Here is a 21,796-nt window from a genome sequence, read left to right as displayed (position 1 = left end):
GCTAATCGATACCGGTTCGTTGGAAAATCAGAATCAAGACGATTCGAATCACAATACATACCCAACTCCTTTGGCTGCCAGAAACAGATTCTGGCAAGGGTGATGGTCATAATAGACAGGAGAATCAGACAGTAATTCCCATCATCTGTTTTTTACAATAAATCCTTCTGTAACAAAGAGTTGACGCCATAAAGTTGTCATACACACACACGGCACAAACACGCCAGAAGAGAGAATTTGCCAGATATTCTCGCGGCTTCCCGAGAATTTGCCCTGCATAAAAGTCTGGTTTTATCGGACACCTGCAGGAATTTGGTCATATTGTCAGACCCAAACAGAGCCCGTTTGTCGGGACCATTACCGCCAGTCGCATAAGCGGTCATTTATTGTCCATTTTTTTTGTAACCGCGCTTTTAATTGGTAGTAAGCCGACGTTACAATTCCAGCGAAATTCTTCCTTCAAGGGATTACCTAATCATGATCATGCGCAAAATCGCCGTAGGCGTGCTGTTCGGGCTGAGCCTGTCTGCACACGCCGCATTCACCTCTACCATGTCTCCAACTGAACTGGCCGCTGAATATGCCGCTCAGGCTGCTGCCTGTGGCAACAATTGTGATGCAGAAATTGCTGCTCAACTGGCTGATCTGGGCTACGGCGCCGCTGACATTATTGCTGCTGCTATCAGCGCTGGTGTTGATGCTACTGCGCTGATTGCTGCCGCTTCCAATGCTGCTCTCGACGCTGGCTCCAGCATCGAAGCAGTCATGGCAGCTGTGCTGGCCATTCCAGGCGTGAGTGCAGACGTAGCCGTTGCTGGTGTTACCCAGGCAGCTATCTCTCACAACATCTCCGTTGCCAGCGTAATGACTGCTGCTGTTAATAACGGCGTATCTGAAGTTGTGGTTGTTCAGGGGGTTGTTGAGTCTGGTGCCTCCAGTGAGGTAGTCAGTGCTGCTGCCAGTGCTGCTGGTATTCCAGCCACAGTCGTCACTGCAGGTACTGCCGCCGCCGCCACTGGTACTGGCGCAACTGGAGCTGGTGGTAACACCAACTCTGGCCGTGTGGTAGTAGTTCCACCAGTCGTTACCCCAACCGTTCCAACCGGAAACCAGGGCTGATTCTGGCTTAGTTACGGTTTGAAAAGCCCGGCTTGCCGGGCTTTTTTATTGCAGCTCACCACACGATTCGTCCCAGTACCATCTTCCTGTTGGTATACCGCGTCGTGCCGGGGTATAAACCAGCCTGAGTTTTCCGATTGTTTTGGATCTTTGCATGTCGCAATGGCGTAATTTCCAGATTGTTACCTTCCTGTTGCCCCTGCCATTTGGTGCCAACGTTGATTGGGCATGGCCCGTTTTTGTGGCTGCCATACTAATGATGTTGGGGCTGGAATTACGTTTCCGCTGCCAGCAGGCCGAAGAACGTTTTTTGACCGCACCGGTATGGCCAGAGCCATTACGCCGCAGTCGTTGGCTGATCTGGGCCTTGTTTCTCGTGCAGGCATGGGTGGCAGTGCAGTGGCTGGTGATCAGTAACACGCCCTACGACACCTTGAGTGGATTGCTGAAAGGCCTGGGTTACAGTGCTTGGTTTGTACTGGCCTTGCTCATGCTGGATCAGCGTTCACATCTGGAACGTATTATCTGGATTGTCTCTATTGCCGCAGCCTTTCAGGCGTTTTATGGCGCCATGATGGTCATGACCGGTGCCGAGATGGTGCTGTATCTCGATAAAGCTGCTGTTCGATCTCACGTTGGCAGTGCCGTGGGTACTTTTATCAGCCGTAACAATCTGGCCGGTTATCTGGAGCTGGCGCTGGCACTGGGCATTGGTTCACTGCTGGCACAGTCAGCCCGTTACGAAGGCAGCTGGCGCGCTCGTATTCGTCAGTTCACCGCTGTGTTGTTAAGTCCCAAAATTATTCTGCGACTGTTATTGGCGGTAATGGTCATTGGTTTGGTGATGTCGCGTTCGCGTATGGGCAACTCGGCGTTTTTTGCCAGTATGTCCATTACCGGTGTTCTGGCGCTGGTGCTGATGCGTCATAAAACCACCGCCACCACCGTGCTGCTGGGCAGCCTGCTGGTGATCGATATTTTTATCGTGGGCGCGTTTTTTGGTATCGACAAAGTCGCTGAGCGTATCGAGCAAACCTCTGCAGAATCTGAACAGCGAGATGAAATGACTTTGGATGCCTACAATATGTGGTTGTCTGCCCCAATTACCGGAATAGGCGCTGGTGGAACAATGGCTAACTCATCCCAATTTAAAAAAGCGACAACATTCCCACTATGGGTCGATCATCCCCACAACGACTTTATAGAGTTCCTGTCGGAATATGGCGCACCGGCGTTTCTGGCCCTGTTGGGGGTTGTACTCACGGCCTTGTGGAATTCGCTTGTTGCCATGCGCACACGCCGCAGTGATTTCTATCGAGGTATGGGCTTTGCGGCCTGTATGGGGATTATTGCGTACGGCATTCACTCTACCGTCGACTTTAACCTGCAGATTCCATCCAACGCTCTGCTATTTATGATGATTCTGGCAATCGCCCAGATTGCCCGTTATGCCCCGCATGAATCTTCCAGTGAAGTCGGTGACAGCAGTTCGCGTCGTTCTTCCGGACGTTCACGCCGTTCTTCCGGGCATTCGCGCAGCAGTCATGCCGGTTAACATGCTGGTTCACTCACTGCTGGTTAGCCAGTAGCGGTTTATTATGTATTCAGAGTTATTTGTGTCAGGTTGCCAGTTGTTATGAAAATCAAACCGCGAGTGTTGCGTCTACCCGTTAACGAAAGTGGTCGGGATTTTGTGGTAGGTGATATTCACGGTCACGTCTCACGCCTGTTCAAACAGCTGGAAGGGATGGGATTCGACCGCAATCAGGATCGCCTGATTTGTGTTGGTGACCTGATCGACCGTGGCCCGGAATCCCAACAGGCGCTGGCGTTGCTGAATGAACCCTGGTTCTTTTCGGTGTTGGGCAACCACGAATACCTGATGGTGAACGCGCTGCGTTATGGCAATAGCGAACACAAGATGTTGTGGTTAACCAACGGTGGTGAATGGATTGCCAGCACCCGTAAGGATCAGTGGGAAGGCTGGTTTAACCAGATTGAAGAACTGCCATTGGCCATTGAAGTGAGTAACCGGAACGGTGTTCGTTACGGGATTATCCATGCTGAGTTCCCAGCGGATCACTGGTCGCAACTGGAAACTCTCGACGATAAACAGACCCAGGCCGCGATCTGGTCCCGTGGACAGTTCAAGGCCCGTTCCGAGCATGTGGTGCCGGGTATTGATGTGGTGATTCACGGCCACAACGTCAGCGACGGTGAGTTACACCTGGGCAACCGGTTTTATATCGAGCCGGGGGCATTTAAAGGCAATGATTTTATTATAAAGGTGTTGTGAGAAAGCAACGCTTGATGCGGGAGCCGATGAGGTTGCCAGGTTTTCGGGGCTAACAGCCCCTTCTACCGTTTAAATGTTATTCAGCCCGCTGGTACGGCCGGGCCGCGAGATTCGTCAGCTCACCCGCACGCCCCACTCCATACGCCCCAGCATGTCTTCAACGTCTATGCCCTCTTCCCGTAACCGCGCCACCTTGTAACGCAGAGTGCGCGGGCTGATGCCAAGGCGTTCAGCGGCATCCTTGCGACTGGGTTCTTCACGCAGGGCCTGGACGATCAATTCCACTTCGCGGTGACGCAAGTCCTGACCAAGGTCGCTGTCGTCACGTTCCGGTGCGTCGGACAACACGGCATGGCTGCTGGTGACCGCTTCCGAACGAGGACGAACTCGGGGGACCGGTGTCATCAACAGATCCCCCGCAAACAAACGCGGGCCGTTTTGCATGATCAACGCCCGTTGCATGCAGTTATCCAGCTCACGGACGTTACCCGGCCAGTCATGATCAAGCAGACGTTGTTCAGCATCGGCACTGAGCTGTGGTGCCTGACGTTTCATCTTGCCGGAATGATGTGCCAGCAAACGGTTAGCCAGCGGCAGAATATCGTCTGGGCGCTGACGTAATGGCAGCCACTCCAGCGGGAATACGCTCAGGCGGTAATACAGGTCTTCACGGAAGTGACCTTCGGCGACGTATTCGGCCAGATCACGGTTGGTCGTTGCAATAATACGCACGTTGAGATCCAGCGGCCGTTTGCCGCCCAGACGCTCCACCTGCCGTTCCTGCAAAACCCGCAACAATTTGGCCTGCAGACCAGGCTCCATCTCACTGATTTCATCCAGAAGCAGAGTGCCATTCTGGGCCTGCTCAAACTTGCCTGCAGATGAGTTGTAAGCACCGGTATAAGCGCCCTTTTCATAACCAAACAGCATGGCTTCGAGCATGTTCTCCGGGATCGCCGCACAGTTAATGGCCACAAACGGGCCTTGAGGACGATCAGAATGCTGGTGAATGTAACGCGCCAGTACCTCCTTGCCGGTGCCACTTTCACCGGAAATCAGTACGGTGGTATCGGTCATCGCGACCCGTTCAGCCAGCTGTAGTAACTGCCGCGAACTGGCGGCCTGACACACAGGCTCTTCGATATTACGCCGCACCGGAGGACGACTGCTGTCGAATGGCCTCAGCAGGTTTTCAAGTTCGCGTAGCTCAAACGGCTTCATCAGGTAATCATTGGCACCCCGCTGCATGGCCTGCACCGCCTGATTAACGTCACCGTAGGCAGTCATCAGTACCATAGGTAACCAGCGATGACTGGCGCGTACCCGCTCCAGCAAATCCAGTCCGGTCATTTGTGGCATATTGATATCCGACAGGATCAGGTCGGGCAATTGACGCTCCAGTAAACGCCAGGCTTCATAACCATTGGCGGCCTGGATAACCTGATGCCCCTGAATTTCAAGGCTGTCGGTCAGGGCTTCGCGCAGACGTGCATCGTCTTCCGCCAGCAGGATAATCATACGGCACCTCCTGTTGGGACAACCCGGGTCAAAACGTTAGTCGTCAGGGGTAAATGCAGATTCACACGCAAGCCACCAAGATCACTGTCGGCCAGGGTCATCATGCCGCCGTGAGCACGCACAACCGCCTGAACCACTGCCAGCCCCAGGCCGGTGCCATTGGCTTTGGTGGTGGTGAAAGGTTCCATCACACGGATTTTCTGTTCCCGATTCAGACCCGGACCGTTGTCACTGAGGCTCAGCAGGATACCAGGGCTGTTCATATCACCGGTGGTGCGCACAACCAGCTCCAGAAGGGTTGGGCCCCGTGGTGATTCCGCATCACTGCAGGCTTCCAGCGCGTTATTGACCAGATTCATCAGAGAACTGACCAGCGCTTCACGATTGCAGCGCAGCGTCAGATCAGAGCAAAGATCGTTAATAAAACATTCAGCGCTGTGCTGTTGTAACGGCAACTCCATCGCTGCCGCCAGCTGCTCCAGCAACTCAGAAACCGTGCACTCATCCTGACGGGGCAAGTCCCCACGGGCAAAAATCAACATGTCACGTACCTGACATTCAAGGTGATGCAAACGCTCCAGCAGTTTGTTAGCGAAGCGTTCACGACTGGGTCCATCCAGTTCCGGGCGCGCCAGGTGCCCAGCGTACAGAGTCGCCGCCGACAACGGCGTGCGTACCTGATGCGCCAGCGAGGCGACCATACGTCCCATAGCCGATAACCGCTGGTGATGTGCCAGCTTGGCCTGTAACGCCCGGGTTTCCGTCATATCGGTAATCAGCACCAGCTGACCAGGCTCCTGCTGCAACGCGGTGGTTTGCAGGGATACCCGCCGCTCGTTAATGAGCGACACTTCATGGCCGTCATCACTACGAGGGGAAAAACAGCGACGAATGACATCGCGCCAGCGCTGCCCACACAAAGTATGGCCATATAAAGGTGACAACATGAGTTCAGCTGCCGGGTTGGCACGAGCGATCATGCCGTCACTATCAAGAACAAGCACCGCCGCCGGCAACAAGGTCAGCAATTGCTGTAACTGATGCGCCAGCGCTTCTTTCTCTGCCAGCTCCTGCATTCGTTGCGCCGATACCTGCGCCAGCTCACCACTGAGCTGTTCAACCTGATGTTCGAGCATGACGCAGGAATCCGATAATTGCCGCGACATCTCTGTATACAAACGCATGGCATCCTGTAGAGACTCTGGTTGCGAAGCCTCGGCCAAATTGGCCAGAACCGGATCATTCAACGCCGGTATATCACCAGTGTGCAGAATGGATTCTGCCAAAATTGCCTGCAGAGACTGGCTATCGGGTTGATAGACCCGTGAAGTCATCGCCGTTGCCATAACTACCTCGTTGCTGAACCTGGGACTTACGCCACTAGTCATGAAGACTGCCAAAAAACCGATGATGGATTTCCGACGCTATATCGAGTGTTCAGCAAGCCCTGTGCCAGCCATACGGTGAGACTTCAAGTGATTGATATCAATAGGGTTTTATAAAAGACAGATGTACCTGATGGACGCAAGGCCAATAAATTGGCGAAGAGATATAGAACGTCGGGCGTCGGGCGTCGGGCGTCGGGCGTCGGGCGTCGGGCGTCGGGCGTCGGGCGTCGGGCGTCGGGCGTCGGGCGTCGGGCGTCGGGCGTCGGGCGTCGGGCGTCGGGCTAACAGTATCTAGTCAGCACCCAATCCTCAGCACAACTCCACCCAGCGCAGCTGGCCACCGTTAATTGCCCATCTGGGCGAGCCGGGATTCACCGCAACGGCCGACCCGGCCGGGGCGGATGCCCCGCAAGGCCCTATTTTTCCCGATAGACAGGGCACAGGGATGTGCCATCGGGCCGGGGTCGAATAGCTGTCGGTGAAAACCGGAGACACGAGCCCAGTCGGGCAAAAGCAGGGGGAGGCCCGCCCGGCCGGGGGACAAGGTCCCCCACGAGGGCAAGCAGCCTGACCAATTAACAAGCCGAGTAGCCACCAGATCCGATCGCGGCCCAGCCAGACGCCAGACGCCAGACGCCAGACGCCAGACGCCAGACGCCAGACGCCAGACGCCAGACGCCAGACGCCAGACGCCAGACGCCAGACGCCAGACGCCAGACGCCAGACGCCAGACGCCAGACGCCAGACGCCAGACGCCAGACGCCAGACGCCAGACGCCAGACGCCAGACGCCAGACGCCAGACGCCAGACGCCAGACGCCAGACGCCAGACGCCAGACGCCAGACGCCAGACGCCAGACGCCAGACGCCAGACGCCAGACGCCAGACGCCAGACGCCAGACGCCAGACGCCAGACGCCAGACGCCAGACGCCAGACGCCAGACGCCAGACGCCAGACGCCAGACGCCAGACGCCAGACGCCAGACGCCAGACGCCAGACGCCAGACGCCAGACGCCAGACGCCAGACGCCAGACGCCAGACGCCAGACGCCAGACGCCAGACGCCAGACGCCAGACGCCAGACGCCAGACGCCAGACGCCAGACGCCAGACGCCAGACGCCAGACGCCAGACGCCAGACGCCAGACGCCAGACGCCAGACGCCAGACGCCAGACGCCAGACGCCAGACGCCAGACGCCAGACGCCAGACGCCAGACGCCAGACGCCAGACGCCAGACGCCAGACGCCAGACGCCAGATCCGATCGCGGCCCAGCCAGACGCCAGACGCCAGATCCGATCGCGGCCCAGCCAGACGCCAGACAAAAAACAAAACCCGGCAAAAGCCGGGTTTTGAGATGTTGCGAAGAGGTCACCACAAGTGCGAAACGGATCAGGCGTAATCCTTTTCCTTGCGCTGCAGGTTGTACTTACGCATCTTCTCAACCAACGTGGTACGACGAATATTGAGCTTTTCAGCAGCTCGGGCAACCACACCATTAGCATCATCCAATGCTTGCTGAATCAGAGAACATTCAAGATCTTGCAAGTATTCACGAAGATCCAGACCGTTCACCGGTAACAGGGCTGCATTATCCCCAGTAACAACCTGAGCCGAAGTGCCTTCAACCGATGCCAGTACCGGAGTATCCATAGCAGTTTCTGGCACCATAATTTCTTCACCACCGTCAAAGTGGCGGAATTTTTTCGGTAATTCGTTTACGCCCACAACACCGTACGGATACAGAATGGCCAAACGTTCAACCAGGTTGGCGAGTTCACGCACGTTGCCGTTCCACTCGTGACGGCAGAGCGACATGATAGCTGCCGAGTTGAAGCGGATAGAGCCGCGTTTTTCATTTTCCATACGGGCGATCAGTTCGTTGATCAACAATGGCAGATCTTCGACACGCTCGCGTAAAGAAGGCATTTCAATCGGAAATACGTTCAGACGGTAATAGAGATCTTCACGGAAAGTACCATCCTCAATCATCTTTTCGAGGTCCTTGTGAGTCGCTGCCACAATTCGCACATCGGCTTTTAAGGTTTTGTTGCTACCAACCCGTTCATAGGTATGTTCTTGCAGAACCCGCAGGATTTTCACCTGCATGGTTAATGGCATGTCGCCAATTTCATCCAGGAACAGGGTGCCACCTTCAGCCATTTCAAAACGGCCGGGGCGACTGTTGATTGCACCGGTAAACGCGCCTTTTTCGTGGCCAAACAGTTCGCTTTCCAGCAGCTCGGCCGGAATGGCACCACAGTTAACCGGAACAAATGGCTTGTTACGACGACGGGAATGGTAATGAAGGTTGCGAGCTACCACTTCTTTGCCAGTACCGGACTCACCCAGAATCATGACGCTGACGTCTTTATCAGCCACTTGCATAATGAGCTCACGCACCAACTGGATCTGGCGACTGGTCCCCACCAGGCTACGGAACAGCTGGATATCACGGCGTTCACCGCGGCCTTCGGCATGGGTGTACTGCTCGCGATACAGATGGCAACGATGCAGACTGTCGAGCAAACGATTATAAGATGGTGGAACGTCCACTGAACCAATCACAGAGCGACGTGCTCCCTCCACAACACGAGGAGGAATCGGGTCATTACCCAAAACGATGATGGGTGCACCTTTGTCCCAGCTGACGAGATCCTGAATCAGGCTGTTATATTGGGGAAGGTGACCATCACCAACCAGCACGGCAGTTACATCAATACTGCTGTCAGTCACCTGTTCAACAATCTTGCGCCAGTTACCTGAATGGCAGCTGATCACTTCTTCACCCAGAAAATCGAGAATTACTTTCATGTCATGACGACGACTTTCGTCGTCATCAATCAGCAGTACCTTGATTTCTCTCCACATCGCCCGCCTTCCTTTTTAAGCAGCTGATAGCTGCCAGAAACCTGTTTCGGAAATTGAAGCCTGTAACCTGGCACTTTAGAAGAACCCGATACGGCGTTCTTCATTACATAACGCTGCCCATCGCCACAGCCCAGCACTGATAGTCTTGTCTTCCGTGACCTGTGCTTGATCAGTTAAGTCGCTTATTCACAGACTGTCAAACTAATGACATATTTTTCTGCAAATCCGACAATTTTATAATTTGAACCAGACTATCCCGAAACAACATGTCTGACAATCCATCAAATGTATACAGAAAATCCCGATAACTGACATTCCTGTCGAGCCTTTACACTTCGGATTCAGGCCGATAAATGACCACCACCAAGAAAAGTTGCATCACCGCTTTTCACCATTTCAGCAGGATTCTGCCCTCGCAGATATTCCTCACGGATACCATCCCAGCCACGTTTGATTTCCATCATCAGCGACATTACCTCGTCGACCAGATCGATATCGTTGGCGCTGGTCGCCTGTAGCAAACGCCGGTTCATATAGTCGTACAAACGCTCAAGATTACTGGCGAGATCGCCACCCTGGCTGTGATTGAGGCTGGATTGCAAGGCACTGATGATTTCCATCACCCGCCCCAGCAAGTTGGCTTTGGTGACCATATCACCACGCTCGATTGCCCCCTTGGCCTGCGCCATGCGGGTCAGTGATGCCTCCATCAGAATCTGGATCAGGCGATGCGGATCGGCATCCATGATTTCGGAGGTGGAATTAACCTTCTGGTACTGATTGGCACCGGAATGATACATGTTGACTGCTCCTGTACTGGGCCTTGAACGTCTCAATAGTGTTATCGGCGCCTGTTGGCAAAGCTTTACCCGATCAGTGGCAATTGCCGCACAGCGGCATGTTTTGTCCGCTCATTTGCCTGTACAACCGTCGGCATATTGCCGTTGGCTTCATAAAAACTCATATATTTCAGTACTTTAGAAAATGGCACAAAGAATGCTCAACAACGGGATCAACCTTGTCAGAATAAATAGGTATGCCCATGGCCAGTGCTCTTTTACGCGCCAATGCGCCGATTCCCGCTGACTCCGATCTCGCCAACCGTTCGGCGCGTGAATGGAAAGACATCTGGCTGGCAGCAGCCGAGCTGTATCGCCAGGCCAACGACAATGCCAGTCCGTTGCTGCTGGAACAGGCTGCGCGCCTGGCGGGCGATGATAACGAATGCCGTTATCTGCCCTTGCTGAACCTGCGTGCGCGGATTCGTCTGCGTCAGGGTCATATTGGCCAAGCCTGGCAATGGATCAATCGTGGTCTGGCCATCAAGCCTGATAGCGCCAGTCTGTTGTACACCGCCGGTTTGCTGGCGCTGGAACAGAAACACTTGGCCGATGCCGAGCAATATTTCAGCCGCTCCAGCAAGATTTCGCGAGTGTCTACCCGCGCGCCGGTGTATCTGGCACACGTGCATTGGTTACAAGGTCGTACGGTTGAAGCATTTGAGGAATACCGCGAGCTGCTCCGTACCCGTCGTGATGATTTGCTGTTACGCAGCCGTTTGCTGATGGCAGCCAACGTTATCAGTGCGGATTATTATTTGCCGGATCTGGCACAAGACCTTCAGGAATATCTGCAATGGCCAGACATCGATACAGCGCAATTACGCAGCCTGACGCAATCGCTGCTGCACCATCAGTTTCAGGAAAACAGCAACCTGACGGTTGAGTGGCTGGCGGATAACCCGCTGCTGCAAACAGCCCTGCGTTATCTGTTACTGGCCGATGCTGGTCTGGAGAATCTGTTAACCCGACTGCGCGCCAGCATTCTGGGCAGCTGTACCACCAGCCTGGCGATTCCTCAGGCATTGCTGGTGCTGGTGATCAACATCGGTTGGCAAACCCGCCTGAACGAAGGTGCCTGGTTTGAGAGCAACCGCGAAACCGGCTTGTTACAGTCTTTGGAAATGCTGTGCCTGAAGCTGATCCAGCTTGATATCAGTGATACCAATGCCAATGACCATCAGGAACAGCAGCGCGCCATTGCTGCCGTCACCGCGCTGTTTCTGATGTATCGGCCACTGGCTCGCAGCAGTCTGGGTGAAGCCCTGGCCTCCAGCCGAATCGACTGGTTGTTGTGGCCGGAAACCCTGCGTCAACGGGTTCTGGACGAACTGGCTGAGCAGCAAGCCTTGCAGGAACAGGCTATCCGCATACCTTCGTTTGCGGCGGTTACCGACGAAGTGTCCTGCCGGGTGCAGGCGCAGTATAACCAGCATCCGTACCCGCGCTGGACCGATACCGGCACCTGGCAGGTGTCGTCTTACCCAGATACCCTGCGCCATCATTTCCCGCAAGCGCTGGCCGACTGGCATCCGGAACAACAACACAAGCCGCTGCAAATGCTGGTTGCCGGTTGTGGAACCGGCCGTCATGCCCTGCGTCTGGCTCGATATTTCACGCCGCTGGCCATTACTGCGGTAGACCTTAGTCATCAGGCACTGGCCTGGGGCCGTTTGCAGGCAGAACGGTTACAGCAGTCGGTGAACTGGCAACAAGGGGATCTGCTGGAAATTGGTCAGCTGGGTCGCCACTTTGATGTAATTGAATGTTCCGGCGTGTTGCACCACATGGACAACCCGCTGGCGGGTTTAAAAGCCCTGTCTGCCGTGCTGGCGCCCGGAGGGTTGATCAAGATCGCGCTTTACAGCCGTACTGCCCGGCGCCGTATTACCGAACTGCGCGAGCAGTTAAAACCCTTGCCGAGCACCGATGCCAGCCTGCGCAAATTACGTGGCCACCTGCTACAAGACCAGCAACACTGGCAGCAAATACTCAGCGCTCCGGATTTCTACAGCCTCAGTGCCTGTCGCGATTTGCTCTGTCATGAACAGGAATGGTTGTTTGATATCTCCGCCATCGAAAGCTGGCTTGAACAGGCAGGATTACAATGGGTTGGGATGCTGGCACCAGACCAGCACAACACGCAGCCGCAGAAACAGCAGCAGCGCCCTGGTGATCTCAGCCCAGCGGAGTGGGCCGAACTGGAGAGCCACAAGCCCGATTTGTTTGCCGGTATGTACCAGTTCTACGCCCGCAAATTGTAAGCGTCGGGCCGCGTTCGAATCGGGCGTCAGGCGTCAGGCGTCAGGCGTCGGGCGTCGGGCGTCAGGCGTCAGGCGTCGGGCGTCGGGCGTCGGGCGTCGGGCGTCGGGCGTCGGGCGTCGGGCGTCGGGCGTCGGGCGTCGGGCGTCGGGCGTCGGGCGTCAGGCGTCAGGCGTCGGGCGTCGGGCGTCGGGCGTCGGGCGTCGGGCGAACAGTATCAATCAACATCGGCTTCACCCAGCGCAGCTGGCCGCAGAATGCCCATCTGGGCGAGCCGGGATTCACCGCAACGGCCGACCCGGCCGGGGCATGGATGCCCCGCCAGACCCGTTGGCACAGGGACGTGCCATCGGGTCGTGGTCGAAAAGCCGTTGTCGGGGAAAACCGGATAAACGAGCCCAGTCGGGCAAAAGCAGGGGGAGGCCCGCCCGGCCGGGGGACAAGGTCCCCCAAGAGGGCAAGCAGCCTGGCAAATTAACAAGCCGAGTAGCCGTCGGACGCCAAACGACCAGTATCAATCAACACCGATTTAACCCAGCGCAGCTGGCCGCAGAATGCCCATCTGGGCGAGCCGGGATTCACCGCAACGGCCGACCCGGCCGGGGGACAAGGTCCCCCAAGAGGGCAAGCAGCCTGGCAAATTAACAAGCCGAGAGACGCAAAGCGCCAGACGTCAGATCCGATTGCGGCCCGGCCAGTTAACAAGCAGATTCGGGTTACTGATGAACCCGGGTAATCCAGTCTGGTAAATCCGCACGTACTACCGACTTGCGTTTTTCCATGGTCAGGCGGAACGCCAGCATAAATCCGAACTCATTAAACTCCGGCGACATACCGTAAAACATACCACCACCAATCTGGGCATTGGTATCCGCTTGCACCATTCCCATCAATTCCAGTCCCATGTACATACCAGAGCCAGTACTTTCCAGATACAACTCCGAGCAGTTGGTACTGCTCAATGGCAGTAAGGGCGAACAGTTCTGCTTGTGTTGCTGGAACCCCAGATCCATCTTGCCGGCAACTACAAAATCACCCAGATCACCACTGATGGCACTGGCCGTTCCGCCGTATTTGAAAAGCTGCTGCGGACTGAAGTAACCACCATGGCCGAGGGTAAACTTCGACAGGTTTTCGTCAAAACGCTGGAAGGTGAAATTGGGGCCAATACTCAATTCGTCCCAGGTATCTGAGGTCCAGATTTTTTTGGCTCCAGCACTGAACTCCATCATTTTGTTATCAGCCACCATGGTACCGGTGTAACTGGCATTCTTGATGGCCACTGACATGCCCATATCGTCTTTCAGATTCAGATAGGTACTGGCGAGGAAACCACTGGCGTCGACCCCCCCCCAGGCAACACCGCTGTATGGATCGTAAGCACCAGTGTAGGACAAGATAGATTCCTTCACCGGGTGTCTGAACATTTCCAGTTTCAGCGAGCCACGTGTCATGCGGTAATCAAGGCCAAGATCTCCCTGAGTACGAGCCCCCAGCGCCCCCTTGCTTGGGGTTTGGCCAAAGTGCAGATATGGAGCGATGCTGCCGTCATAACGATAACCAAACAGAATCTCGGTACCATTACTCAGTTCAGTCGTGGGTTCGTATTGATAGCTCTGATCCAGACCAGGGTAGGAACCAACAACTTCCGACTCACTCATGTTACCGGCACTGAGACTGATACCAGACAGCTCCAGCGAAGCACGATGGCTGCTGTAGCCACCTTCAACAGCCAGAATCGGTACACGTTGAGTATCAAGCTGACTCAGGCCACTGTCGCCTGAACGGAAGTGGAACAACAGACCACCTAACAGCGCTGGCGAGTTGATACCGGACAGACCAGGATACTTTTCCGGTGCCTTGGCATAAGCCTTGTGGTAATCACCGGCGTTGTAGGCTTCTTCACTGGAGCGGGTCTCCAGGATTTCTTTTAATGGCCCCTGTTCTTCACGAGCAGTGCGCTCCAGCCGTGACATGTCGGTTTCTTTCAGGCTGTAGTACAGACCTTCTGCCACATCTGGTTGCGGATCGTCCTTGTAAGCTTTCTCGAAGGCTACTGATGACTTGTCGTATTGTCCCAGGTGATAAGCCGACCAGCCATAAACAGCTTCGTCGTCAAGACTGCGTGGTGTGTATTGATCAGCTTCATCAAAATACTTGAGGGTTGCTTCGTAGTTTTCCTCGTTAAAGGCTGTCAGCGCACGTTGTGTCAGGATGCTGCCAAGCAAATCTCTCATCGTTGGGTCACGCAAATCGGTACGCGCCAGGGATTCAGCTTCGTCCAGTCGTCCTGTACTGGAATACAGGTTGGCCATAGCCTTTATAGACTCCGATGACGGCTTCCACTGGTTGGCCAGCCGGAACCAGCGCTCGGCTTCCGTCATATTGGAAGCCCGGAATTCGGCCCAGCCGAAAATCATAGCAAAACCGGCATCCTGGTCGGCAGTTACTTTACTTGCCAGATCCGGAATCAAAGACAGGACAATCGCATCATTACCTTCGCGAGCAGCAATTAACACACGTGAACGGGTCATATTGGCTTCAATCTCAGCCAATGAACGTTTGCTCATGCGGTTACTGCTACGTTGTTGCTCACGGGCCAGCATGGATTCCAGTGTGGGGGGATCCAGTTGCAGTTGCGCTCGCTGAAAGGTCTGCAGGCGCACGTTGTCACTGGCACAGGTATTCATGATATTGCTGTAAACGCGTTCAACCGCGTCTTTGTCACCACTGGCGTCGTAGGCATCAGCCAGGCTCCAGAGATTGTAGTATTTTTCGCAATTAAAATACGACGGTTGTTCCTGAGCCATTTTCTGAATCGCTGCCCAATTGGAAGTGGCTTTGGCACGTTCCAGCTGTTTACGATTACGGTTGTCATCCAGCAACTCGATCATCTTGGCAGGTGGATTCCATGACGGAGATTCCATCTTGAGTTCTGCAATGCGTTTTTCTACCTTGTCATACTCAGTCAGACGCATCCATTGCCACAAACGCAATTCTTCTCTACCAAGCGCTTCTGACACCGGATTGGAAACAGATCCCTTGCTGGCTTGTACCCTTGGTGTAGTCGTGGCTGGCACTGCTGTGACTGGAGCCTGGGTATCCAACGTCGGAATTTCATTACCAATCAGATTACTCTGACGAGCCGCACGCGACTCCATCACTTCATCCTGCAAATTAGGCAACGCCTGGGTCTCGGTGCCATCAACTTCGGCCTGAGCGGGGATAGAATCAAGCAAGACGCCAGCGGTTCCCAATCCCATCAACAGGGATAACAAGGTGCGGCGATGAGTATGCTTTCCTGTATTCATCGTGAGAATCGTTCCTGCATTGCCATGCGTGATAACAGTGTCAAGCTGGCCGAGTAATAATCCTGCCCGTTGAGATCTGCCGATATCATGGCCACCCCACCCGTCGTGTTCTTGCCCAGGGCTTTTTCAGTCAGCTCCCATACGGCACGGAAACCGGCCGGTGCCGGGTACTCTGCACGACTACCATTCTGCAAATCCACCCAGGCTGGCATCACGCCTGTTTTACTGGTGGTTTCCCAAAAACGGGCACTGTTACTGACAACGGATTCATCGTAGTCACCAGACCACACCAGATACAGAGGTATGCGCACAGCTTCATAGCCAAAGCGAGGAGGCCGATTGGCAGCCATTACCGGTTCTTTACCGGCTGGCAAATCAACCCAATCTGGTGGCAACGCCCAACTCCCCTGACTGACCTGATGCGTCAGGCGCTTACCCGACGCTATCAGTTCTCGCCAGAGAGGATCAGCAGTAGCGGTTGCAATATCCTCAAGCGCTGGATAAACCCAATACGCAAGATTGATCTGTGTCAGGTCGTCACTACTGAAACCTTCGGCTCCGGGTAACAACACTGTGTTGTTACCAACCGTTTTCACCAGCAATCGGCGGATATCTGCCACGATATTACGCGCCAATGCAGTGTATTCATCGTTACCCCAGGCACGCCCAGCCTGATACAGAGCCCAGGCAATTAACAAATCACCATCGGTAGCATTGTTTTTGTCTTGCACCCCTTCCTGCGGTGTCCAACTCCAGGCAAAGAGATAATCGTCTCGCACCTGCAGGTGCGAGCGAGTCCATTGCCATAGTGTATGAAAACCTGCTTCATCTCCCCAGGCCACCGCCATCATCATGGCGTACCCCTGCCCCTCACTATGGCTGATGTTTTTGTTACCAGTGTCCAATACCGCGCCATCCGTACTGACAAACTGGCTGCGATACTGCTGCCAGCCGTTATCCGTCATGGCTGCCGGCTTATCAGCTCCACAAGCTGTTAACAAAGCCACCAGCACACAGCCGATGATGCCCTTAAGTCCTGTCATTGATGATGTTTTTCCCTGAAACGTTGCAGCAACCAGCGAATAAAGAACGCCAGCACCAGCAGGAATGCAATCAATACGCCAATGAACAGTCCAGGGTTAGAGGAGAAATGAAAGATCAGACGATTTGAGAACCGTGGCTGACCCAGATAATACTTCTCACCGAGACTGCGGGCATATACGTCTTCCTCACCGGCTTTCCAGAGCGTGACATCGCCCTGCACATTACTCCAGATTTCCGGAGTGGTGAGTTCCTTGATAGTCGCATAGAGATGTTCAGCTGTCATTGCTGTCAGGAGTGTCACGGTTTCGCCGTACTGCCCATCACCAGAGAACTGCATAATCAGACCCGATTCACCCAGACCGTAGCCATCCAGTGTCGGATACACGTGGTTGATGTTCTCTTTACCGTATTCATCAGCGTTAATCCACAAACGTGATTCTGTTGAGCGGAACTGGTCACCCACACGGCTGTTGCGAGTAAAATCGAGAATGGATTCCTCACCCAGTTTCAGTGGTGCCAACTGGAACAATTTATCGTCGAGGGTTTTCACTGGCCCTACTGCAATCAGGTTTACATTGCTGCCGAGATTGTCATAACTGCCGATACGATAACTGAGATTGTTGATCGGATGGGTCGATACCTGTGCCAGCTTGCCCATAAAAGTCCAGGATGCTGCCATCACGGTGGAATCATTGCTGCCCAAACCAACAACGGTTGGTAACTTGTCATCGTGGAATGTGTAGGGATAACCGGTGTTGGCCATCAGCAGCATGTTTGGCATCTGCACATAGTCATCCAGGCCAGACATTTCGATGGTTGAGTCGTCGTATAGTGTAAACAACAGGTTACGATCGTTACGTACTTCACAGTCACCGGAATTGAACGTTGTCATTACCGCAGCAAATGTCAGCTTGTTCATACCGGGTTTAAAAGAGCGGGTCGGAATCGTAATGGTATGACGACGAACCGCCTCGCCATCAAGTTCGCTGAAACGAATAACGTTTTCAAACCGACCGTTAACGAACAGGTTCATTACCGAATCAGCCCGCATGCCCGCACCATAAGCAAAATGCAGATTGATTTCGACATTGCTGGTTTCGGCTACGTAGGCATCCGGTGGAATCATCAGGTCCAGTTCCGCGCTGCCACCGCCAGCACCTTGCATGGTGACGGTTTTAAAGCCAAAGTCATAAAAACGGTAGATCGTGTTCTGAGTAACCAGTGCCGTGTTGGAAAAACGCTGTAAATGGTCGGCTTTCAAGCCTTTGAAATTGGCATACGGTTGATCAGGCAACGGAAAGTTGATCATACCAATCAGACGTGCTGCCACATCCAGATCATCGGCATTAACACCAGATACCACCATGATGAAGTGGCCAGGGTCTTCGTCCTGGGCAAACACCCCAAGATATGCACCATCAACCGTTTTCGCCCATTCAGCACCCAATAGTGGCTGCAAATCGGTCTGGCGACCAATAATCACGACATCACGACCACCAAAGGTACTCTGATCAAGATATGGGAACAGATAATTGCGCAGACGTGTGTCAGACGGATTGTTATAAAAGCGAGCCAACTGATGGGAAACGATAGGAGGTTTGTATTCCAGATGCACCGCAGCACCTTGAGTCACCAGCGCTCCCAGCTTTGCAACATCAGCATCCGGGAAAGATGGTGTGACAATTGCCATTTCATAGTCGCCCAGCCAGCGACGATCAAACAGATTATCAAGCCGTGACAGTAGAGGCTTCACTGTCCCCAGCGCACCCTCAAAACGTACATATGAGTTGATAGTATCAACCTGAGTCCAAAGCTCAGGTGCCTCCGGGTTTTCACAGGTTGATACTTCCGGAGTTTTATCACCACCAATCAGAATCGGGGTGTAATGCTGGGCAACATAAAATGTAATTCTGTTGTAACCAGGTTTGAAGCGACTGGTTGGCAAACGAATGTCTGCAACACCTTCAGGTCGTTTGGGATCGAGGGGTAATTGAGCAACAACATCTTCGTTCAAACGTACAACAAGTTGTGAACGCCCCCCCACCAGACTGATGGAGTTGACATATTCGAGGTGCAATTGCACCCGATCCAGATTCAGACGCTCCGACATCGGAATGTAAACCGGATAAATGGTGCGCTCACCACGCAGATCAAGAGGAGTCGTCTGACCTACCAGTTTTGATAATGGAATCGTAAACATCGGAGGTGCGTCATCAGCCATCGTGCTCGCCGTACCTAACAGCAGTGAGCAAAACAGGCTCAGGGTGACCAGCAGGCCCCGGAGTGCAGCATTCATCAGTAAGCGTCTCCGCATCTTGAGGTTGTTATTACATTTGCGAGTCATTCATTGCTCCTGCTGCCCAGCCAGACGCCGAGAGGCAGCACTCCATGTGTCACGCCACCAGTGCCGAAAGTGGCCATTGGCAGACCGAATCCCGGATCCGAACAGAATCTTCAAAGTTTCTTTCACTGGCAGGTCTGGCTGACGAGAAGCACGTTCGGCAACCCAACGCTCACTATCACCATAAACCAGAGAGACCAGCGAACGTTTGTGTTCAATTTCTTCGAGGTTAACCTGCATCCCCACTTGCACCAGGCCGGATTGCAACAAAACAGCAGATGTAATGGTTCCCGGCAGGGTTACATCTCGTTTGAGCGCCGAATTGTACGCCTGCACTTCAATCTCCAGACCTTTGATACTCACACCAAGGCTGTCGATAAATTGCGGTCGCACCCGCAACCCCAGACCACCCGACGACATATCTGACACCACCCCCGGAATGGTCTTGCCATCAATTGTCAGCAGTGCCGGAATATCGGAACTGACCCGCGGCGTTTCACGTCTCTGTTTGAGTTCGTACAGGGCACCAATCGCACACACCAGCAACGAGAGGTTAAACATCTCCCAGAACATGGTGATCAGAATTACGTCCGTATCCTGTGGCAACACAAACAAACGAACGACACCGGCGCACAAGGAGGCGATATTAAACAGTAACATCCAGTAGAAAGGCCCAGCCAAAGAGGTAATAAAGTTCTCTTCAAGGAACTCCCCTTTCGGAGTTACGGCAAACTCGGGTGAACGGGGGCTGCGAATTACCTCAATGATCGCTGGCAATGAATACAAGGCCTGCATCAGCTCGTATAACTCTGATACCAATGCCCAGCGGTAACGACCAAACAGGTAATCGGTGACAATCAGAGCCCCAAGCAGGTGAGGTATTGCATACGCAAAGAACTCGGTCATGTTGGCCTCGTAAATCTTGAGGCCAAAAAACAGATAGGCTGCTGGCGCAAACAGAAATACCGTCCGTGCGAACGGGAAAAACCAGAAGCCTGAGCTACTGGTATAACAAAGCCGTTGCCACGGCCGCAGCCCCTTGAATAACAAAGGGTTCTTCAGAATAAAAATCTGCACCATGCCTTGCGCCCAGCGCATCCGCTGTACCACAAAACCGGAATAGGTTTCTGGCTGCAAACCGGCAACCATCGGGCGGTTAACATAAGCACTACGGTACCCGCGAGCATGCAGAAGGAACGCGGTTTCGGCGTCCTCCGTGATCGAGTCACCCGAAATACCACCTACTTCCATCAGGTACTTACGACGAATAAGGGCTGCCGAACCACAGAAAAACGATGCGTCCCAGAAATCCAGACCTTCCTGAATTACCCCATAAAACATTTCGTTTTCACCTGGCATCTTGCCGTAGGTTTCGAGGTTCTTTTCGATAGGGTCAGGGTTAATAAAAAAGTGCGGAGTCTGAACCAGGAATATCTTCGGATCGTTCACCGCAATCCCCACCGTACGCTGCAGAATATCCTGCGTAGGCACGTGGTCGGCATCCAGAATGAGAACAAACTCGCCGTTGGTATTGGCCAGTGCCGCGTTTACGTTACCAGCCTTGGCGTGGTTGTTCTTTTCACGAGTCAGGTAAGTTGCACCCAGACGTTCACACATGGCTTTTAACGTATCATGACGTTCCTGCGAGGTGCGCCGACGTTCAGGGTCATCAGAGTTACGACGCGCTACGGTTCCACCGTCGTCACACAGGCAGACATTCAGTTTGTCTTTGGGATAATCGATCTGCAATGCCGCTATGATCGTGATTTCAAGCATTTCCTGAGGTTCGTTATACGACGGGATCAGGATATCAACCGTGGGAATCTTGTCCGGATCAGCAGGTACCGGAATATGTTTTCGACGGCGCCCCTGAATATTTACAAAACTACCAAGAAAGGAAATAACAATACCGTAGAATTCGGCCATGAACAGAATAATCATACAGATAAAACTGGGCAGATCGTAATAGGTAATAGTTTCCTGCTGACGCCAGGCGAAATAACGCATGGAAACAAAAAATGCAGTTATTAAAATTAATATACGATAGAGGTTTCGACTGTCGATCGATCCCTGTTCGCCCTTGCGGGTTTCGCGATCCTCGAGCTTGCGCAACAGAATCACAATTACAACAAGGCCGTAAGCCAGTGCAGCCTGCGCTCCGGTGTCAACGCGCAGTTGAGCTATGTAAAGAGTGGCGGCAATGGCAAGAACGCCAAGAACAGCGATTGCCCAGCCTGGTAATCGGGACAGCACTGCAACCTCCTGTGACCAGTACATTCAGGGGATTAGCCCATGGACCTGCAACATGATAGCACCCTGCTGGATGCTAATAATTTTCACGTTCATCCTGATCCGGCGGCCGAGTATATCAGCCAAACCTGTTTTTAGAAGTATCAATGCAGAACTTCGACACCAGGCAATAGCCAGCATTCTTGATATGGCATTCTTATTTATTCAGGTTGATCGGCACGTTTACCTGAATATAAAGAATACATCACCTTCAGACAGGGTATTGTCAGACGATTTTGCGATCAACTGACAGAAGGCCAACTGACTGATTCAATCCTGAGTCTAGACCGTTTGTCCGGGGCTGCCAGTCACAACTGACGGCATTGAACGCCGAAGTAACAGATAACGATCACACTGTTTTGTCACTTCAGCCTGGGACACTCTGAATAATTCTGCACAGCTCTCGGCTCTGGCACCTTTATCCATGCAGTCGTGCGCGCCCTTCGAGGCTTTCGGGATGGTGATGGCCCGGTGTCGCCGGTTTTTCACGTAGCCCCCAGGACTTAGGGACACTCTGAAT

At 53.7% G+C, this 21,796-nt stretch carries 13 protein-coding genes; 4 read left to right on the top strand and 9 right to left on the bottom strand.

The window, feature by feature from the left end; genetic code table 11:
* Nucleotides 1–477: 477 nt before the first annotated feature.
* The 3 genes from OUO13_RS17240 to OUO13_RS17230 all read left to right on the top strand — a co-directional run bounded on the left by OUO13_RS17240 (nucleotide 478) and on the right by OUO13_RS17230 (nucleotide 3,415).
* A complete protein-coding gene (locus tag OUO13_RS17240) occupies nucleotides 478–1,119 on the top strand; it encodes a hypothetical protein (RefSeq protein ID WP_283175142.1) in 642 nt (213 codons plus the stop codon).
* Nucleotides 1,120–1,273: 154 nt separating this feature from the next.
* Nucleotides 1,274–2,674 carry an O-antigen ligase family protein gene (locus OUO13_RS17235; RefSeq protein ID WP_283175141.1) on the top strand — a complete coding sequence of 467 codons (1,401 nt, stop codon included), beginning with the start codon at nucleotides 1,274–1,276 and terminating at the stop codon, nucleotides 2,672–2,674.
* 81 nt (nucleotides 2,675–2,755) lie between these two features.
* Nucleotides 2,756–3,415 carry a metallophosphoesterase gene (locus OUO13_RS17230; protein ID WP_283175140.1) on the top strand — a complete coding sequence of 220 codons (660 nt, stop codon included), beginning with the start codon at nucleotides 2,756–2,758 and terminating at the stop codon, nucleotides 3,413–3,415.
* A gap of 114 nt (nucleotides 3,416–3,529) precedes the next feature.
* Here the strand turns inward: OUO13_RS17230 and OUO13_RS17225 are convergent, their stop codons facing one another.
* The 5 genes from OUO13_RS17225 to fliS form a co-directional block, all read right to left on the bottom strand.
* Nucleotides 3,530–4,933, bottom strand: a complete 1,404-nt coding sequence (locus OUO13_RS17225) for a sigma-54-dependent transcriptional regulator (protein ID WP_283175139.1) — start codon at nucleotides 4,931–4,933, stop codon at nucleotides 3,530–3,532.
* Complete coding sequence (locus OUO13_RS17220) at nucleotides 4,930–6,279, bottom strand: sensor histidine kinase (protein ID WP_283175138.1); 1,350 nt, start codon at nucleotides 6,277–6,279, stop codon at nucleotides 4,930–4,932. Before OUO13_RS17220 ends, OUO13_RS17225 begins: the two co-directional genes overlap by 4 nt.
* A 617-nt stretch (nucleotides 6,280–6,896) precedes the next feature.
* Nucleotides 6,897–7,661, bottom strand: coding sequence for a hypothetical protein (locus tag OUO13_RS17215; protein WP_283175137.1), 765 nt, complete (start codon nucleotides 7,659–7,661; stop codon nucleotides 6,897–6,899).
* Nucleotides 7,662–7,711: 50 nt separating this feature from the next.
* Entirely contained in the window at nucleotides 7,712–9,190 is a 1,479-nt protein-coding gene (locus OUO13_RS17210; RefSeq protein ID WP_283175136.1) for a sigma-54-dependent transcriptional regulator, read from the bottom strand.
* A 341-nt stretch (nucleotides 9,191–9,531) separates the two neighbouring features.
* Complete coding sequence (gene fliS / locus OUO13_RS17205; protein WP_283175135.1) at nucleotides 9,532–9,990, bottom strand: flagellar export chaperone FliS; 459 nt, start codon at nucleotides 9,988–9,990, stop codon at nucleotides 9,532–9,534.
* A gap of 242 nt (nucleotides 9,991–10,232) precedes the next feature.
* Here fliS and OUO13_RS17200 point away from each other — a divergent pair, with 242 nt between their 5' ends.
* Nucleotides 10,233–12,293 carry a methyltransferase gene (locus OUO13_RS17200; RefSeq protein ID WP_283175134.1) on the top strand — a complete coding sequence of 687 codons (2,061 nt, stop codon included), beginning with the start codon at nucleotides 10,233–10,235 and terminating at the stop codon, nucleotides 12,291–12,293.
* Nucleotides 12,294–13,007: 714 nt separating this feature from the next.
* On the opposite strand, the gene OUO13_RS17195 is transcribed toward OUO13_RS17200, so the two are convergent.
* Genes OUO13_RS17195 through bcsA form a run of 4 tightly spaced genes read right to left on the bottom strand, consistent with a single transcriptional unit; the run spans nucleotide 13,008 to nucleotide 21,240 of the window.
* Nucleotides 13,008–15,602 carry a cellulose synthase subunit BcsC-related outer membrane protein gene (locus tag OUO13_RS17195; protein ID WP_283175133.1) on the bottom strand — a complete coding sequence of 865 codons (2,595 nt, stop codon included), beginning with the start codon at nucleotides 15,600–15,602 and terminating at the stop codon, nucleotides 13,008–13,010.
* On the bottom strand, nucleotides 15,599–16,645 hold the full coding sequence (locus tag OUO13_RS17190) for a family 8 glycosyl hydrolase (RefSeq protein ID WP_283175132.1): 1,047 nt from the start codon (nucleotides 16,643–16,645) through the stop codon (nucleotides 15,599–15,601). The genes OUO13_RS17195 and OUO13_RS17190 overlap by 4 nt, the downstream gene beginning before the upstream one ends.
* Nucleotides 16,642–18,990: a cellulose biosynthesis cyclic di-GMP-binding regulatory protein BcsB gene (locus OUO13_RS17185; RefSeq protein ID WP_283175131.1), complete on the bottom strand. Its 2,349-nt coding sequence runs from the start codon at nucleotides 18,988–18,990 to the stop codon at nucleotides 16,642–16,644. Before OUO13_RS17185 ends, OUO13_RS17190 begins: the two co-directional genes overlap by 4 nt.
* Entirely contained in the window at nucleotides 18,991–21,240 is a 2,250-nt protein-coding gene (bcsA, locus tag OUO13_RS17180; RefSeq protein WP_283175130.1) for a UDP-forming cellulose synthase catalytic subunit, read from the bottom strand.
* Nucleotides 21,241–21,796 lie beyond the last annotated feature (556 nt).

It is taken from the genome of Parathalassolituus penaei (assembly GCF_026626885.1).
GTDB lineage: Bacteria > Pseudomonadota > Gammaproteobacteria > Pseudomonadales > Oceanobacteraceae > Oceanobacter > Oceanobacter penaei.
The sequence above is the reverse complement of the archived record's forward strand: the minus strand, read 5'-3'. Positions and strand labels throughout refer to the sequence as shown.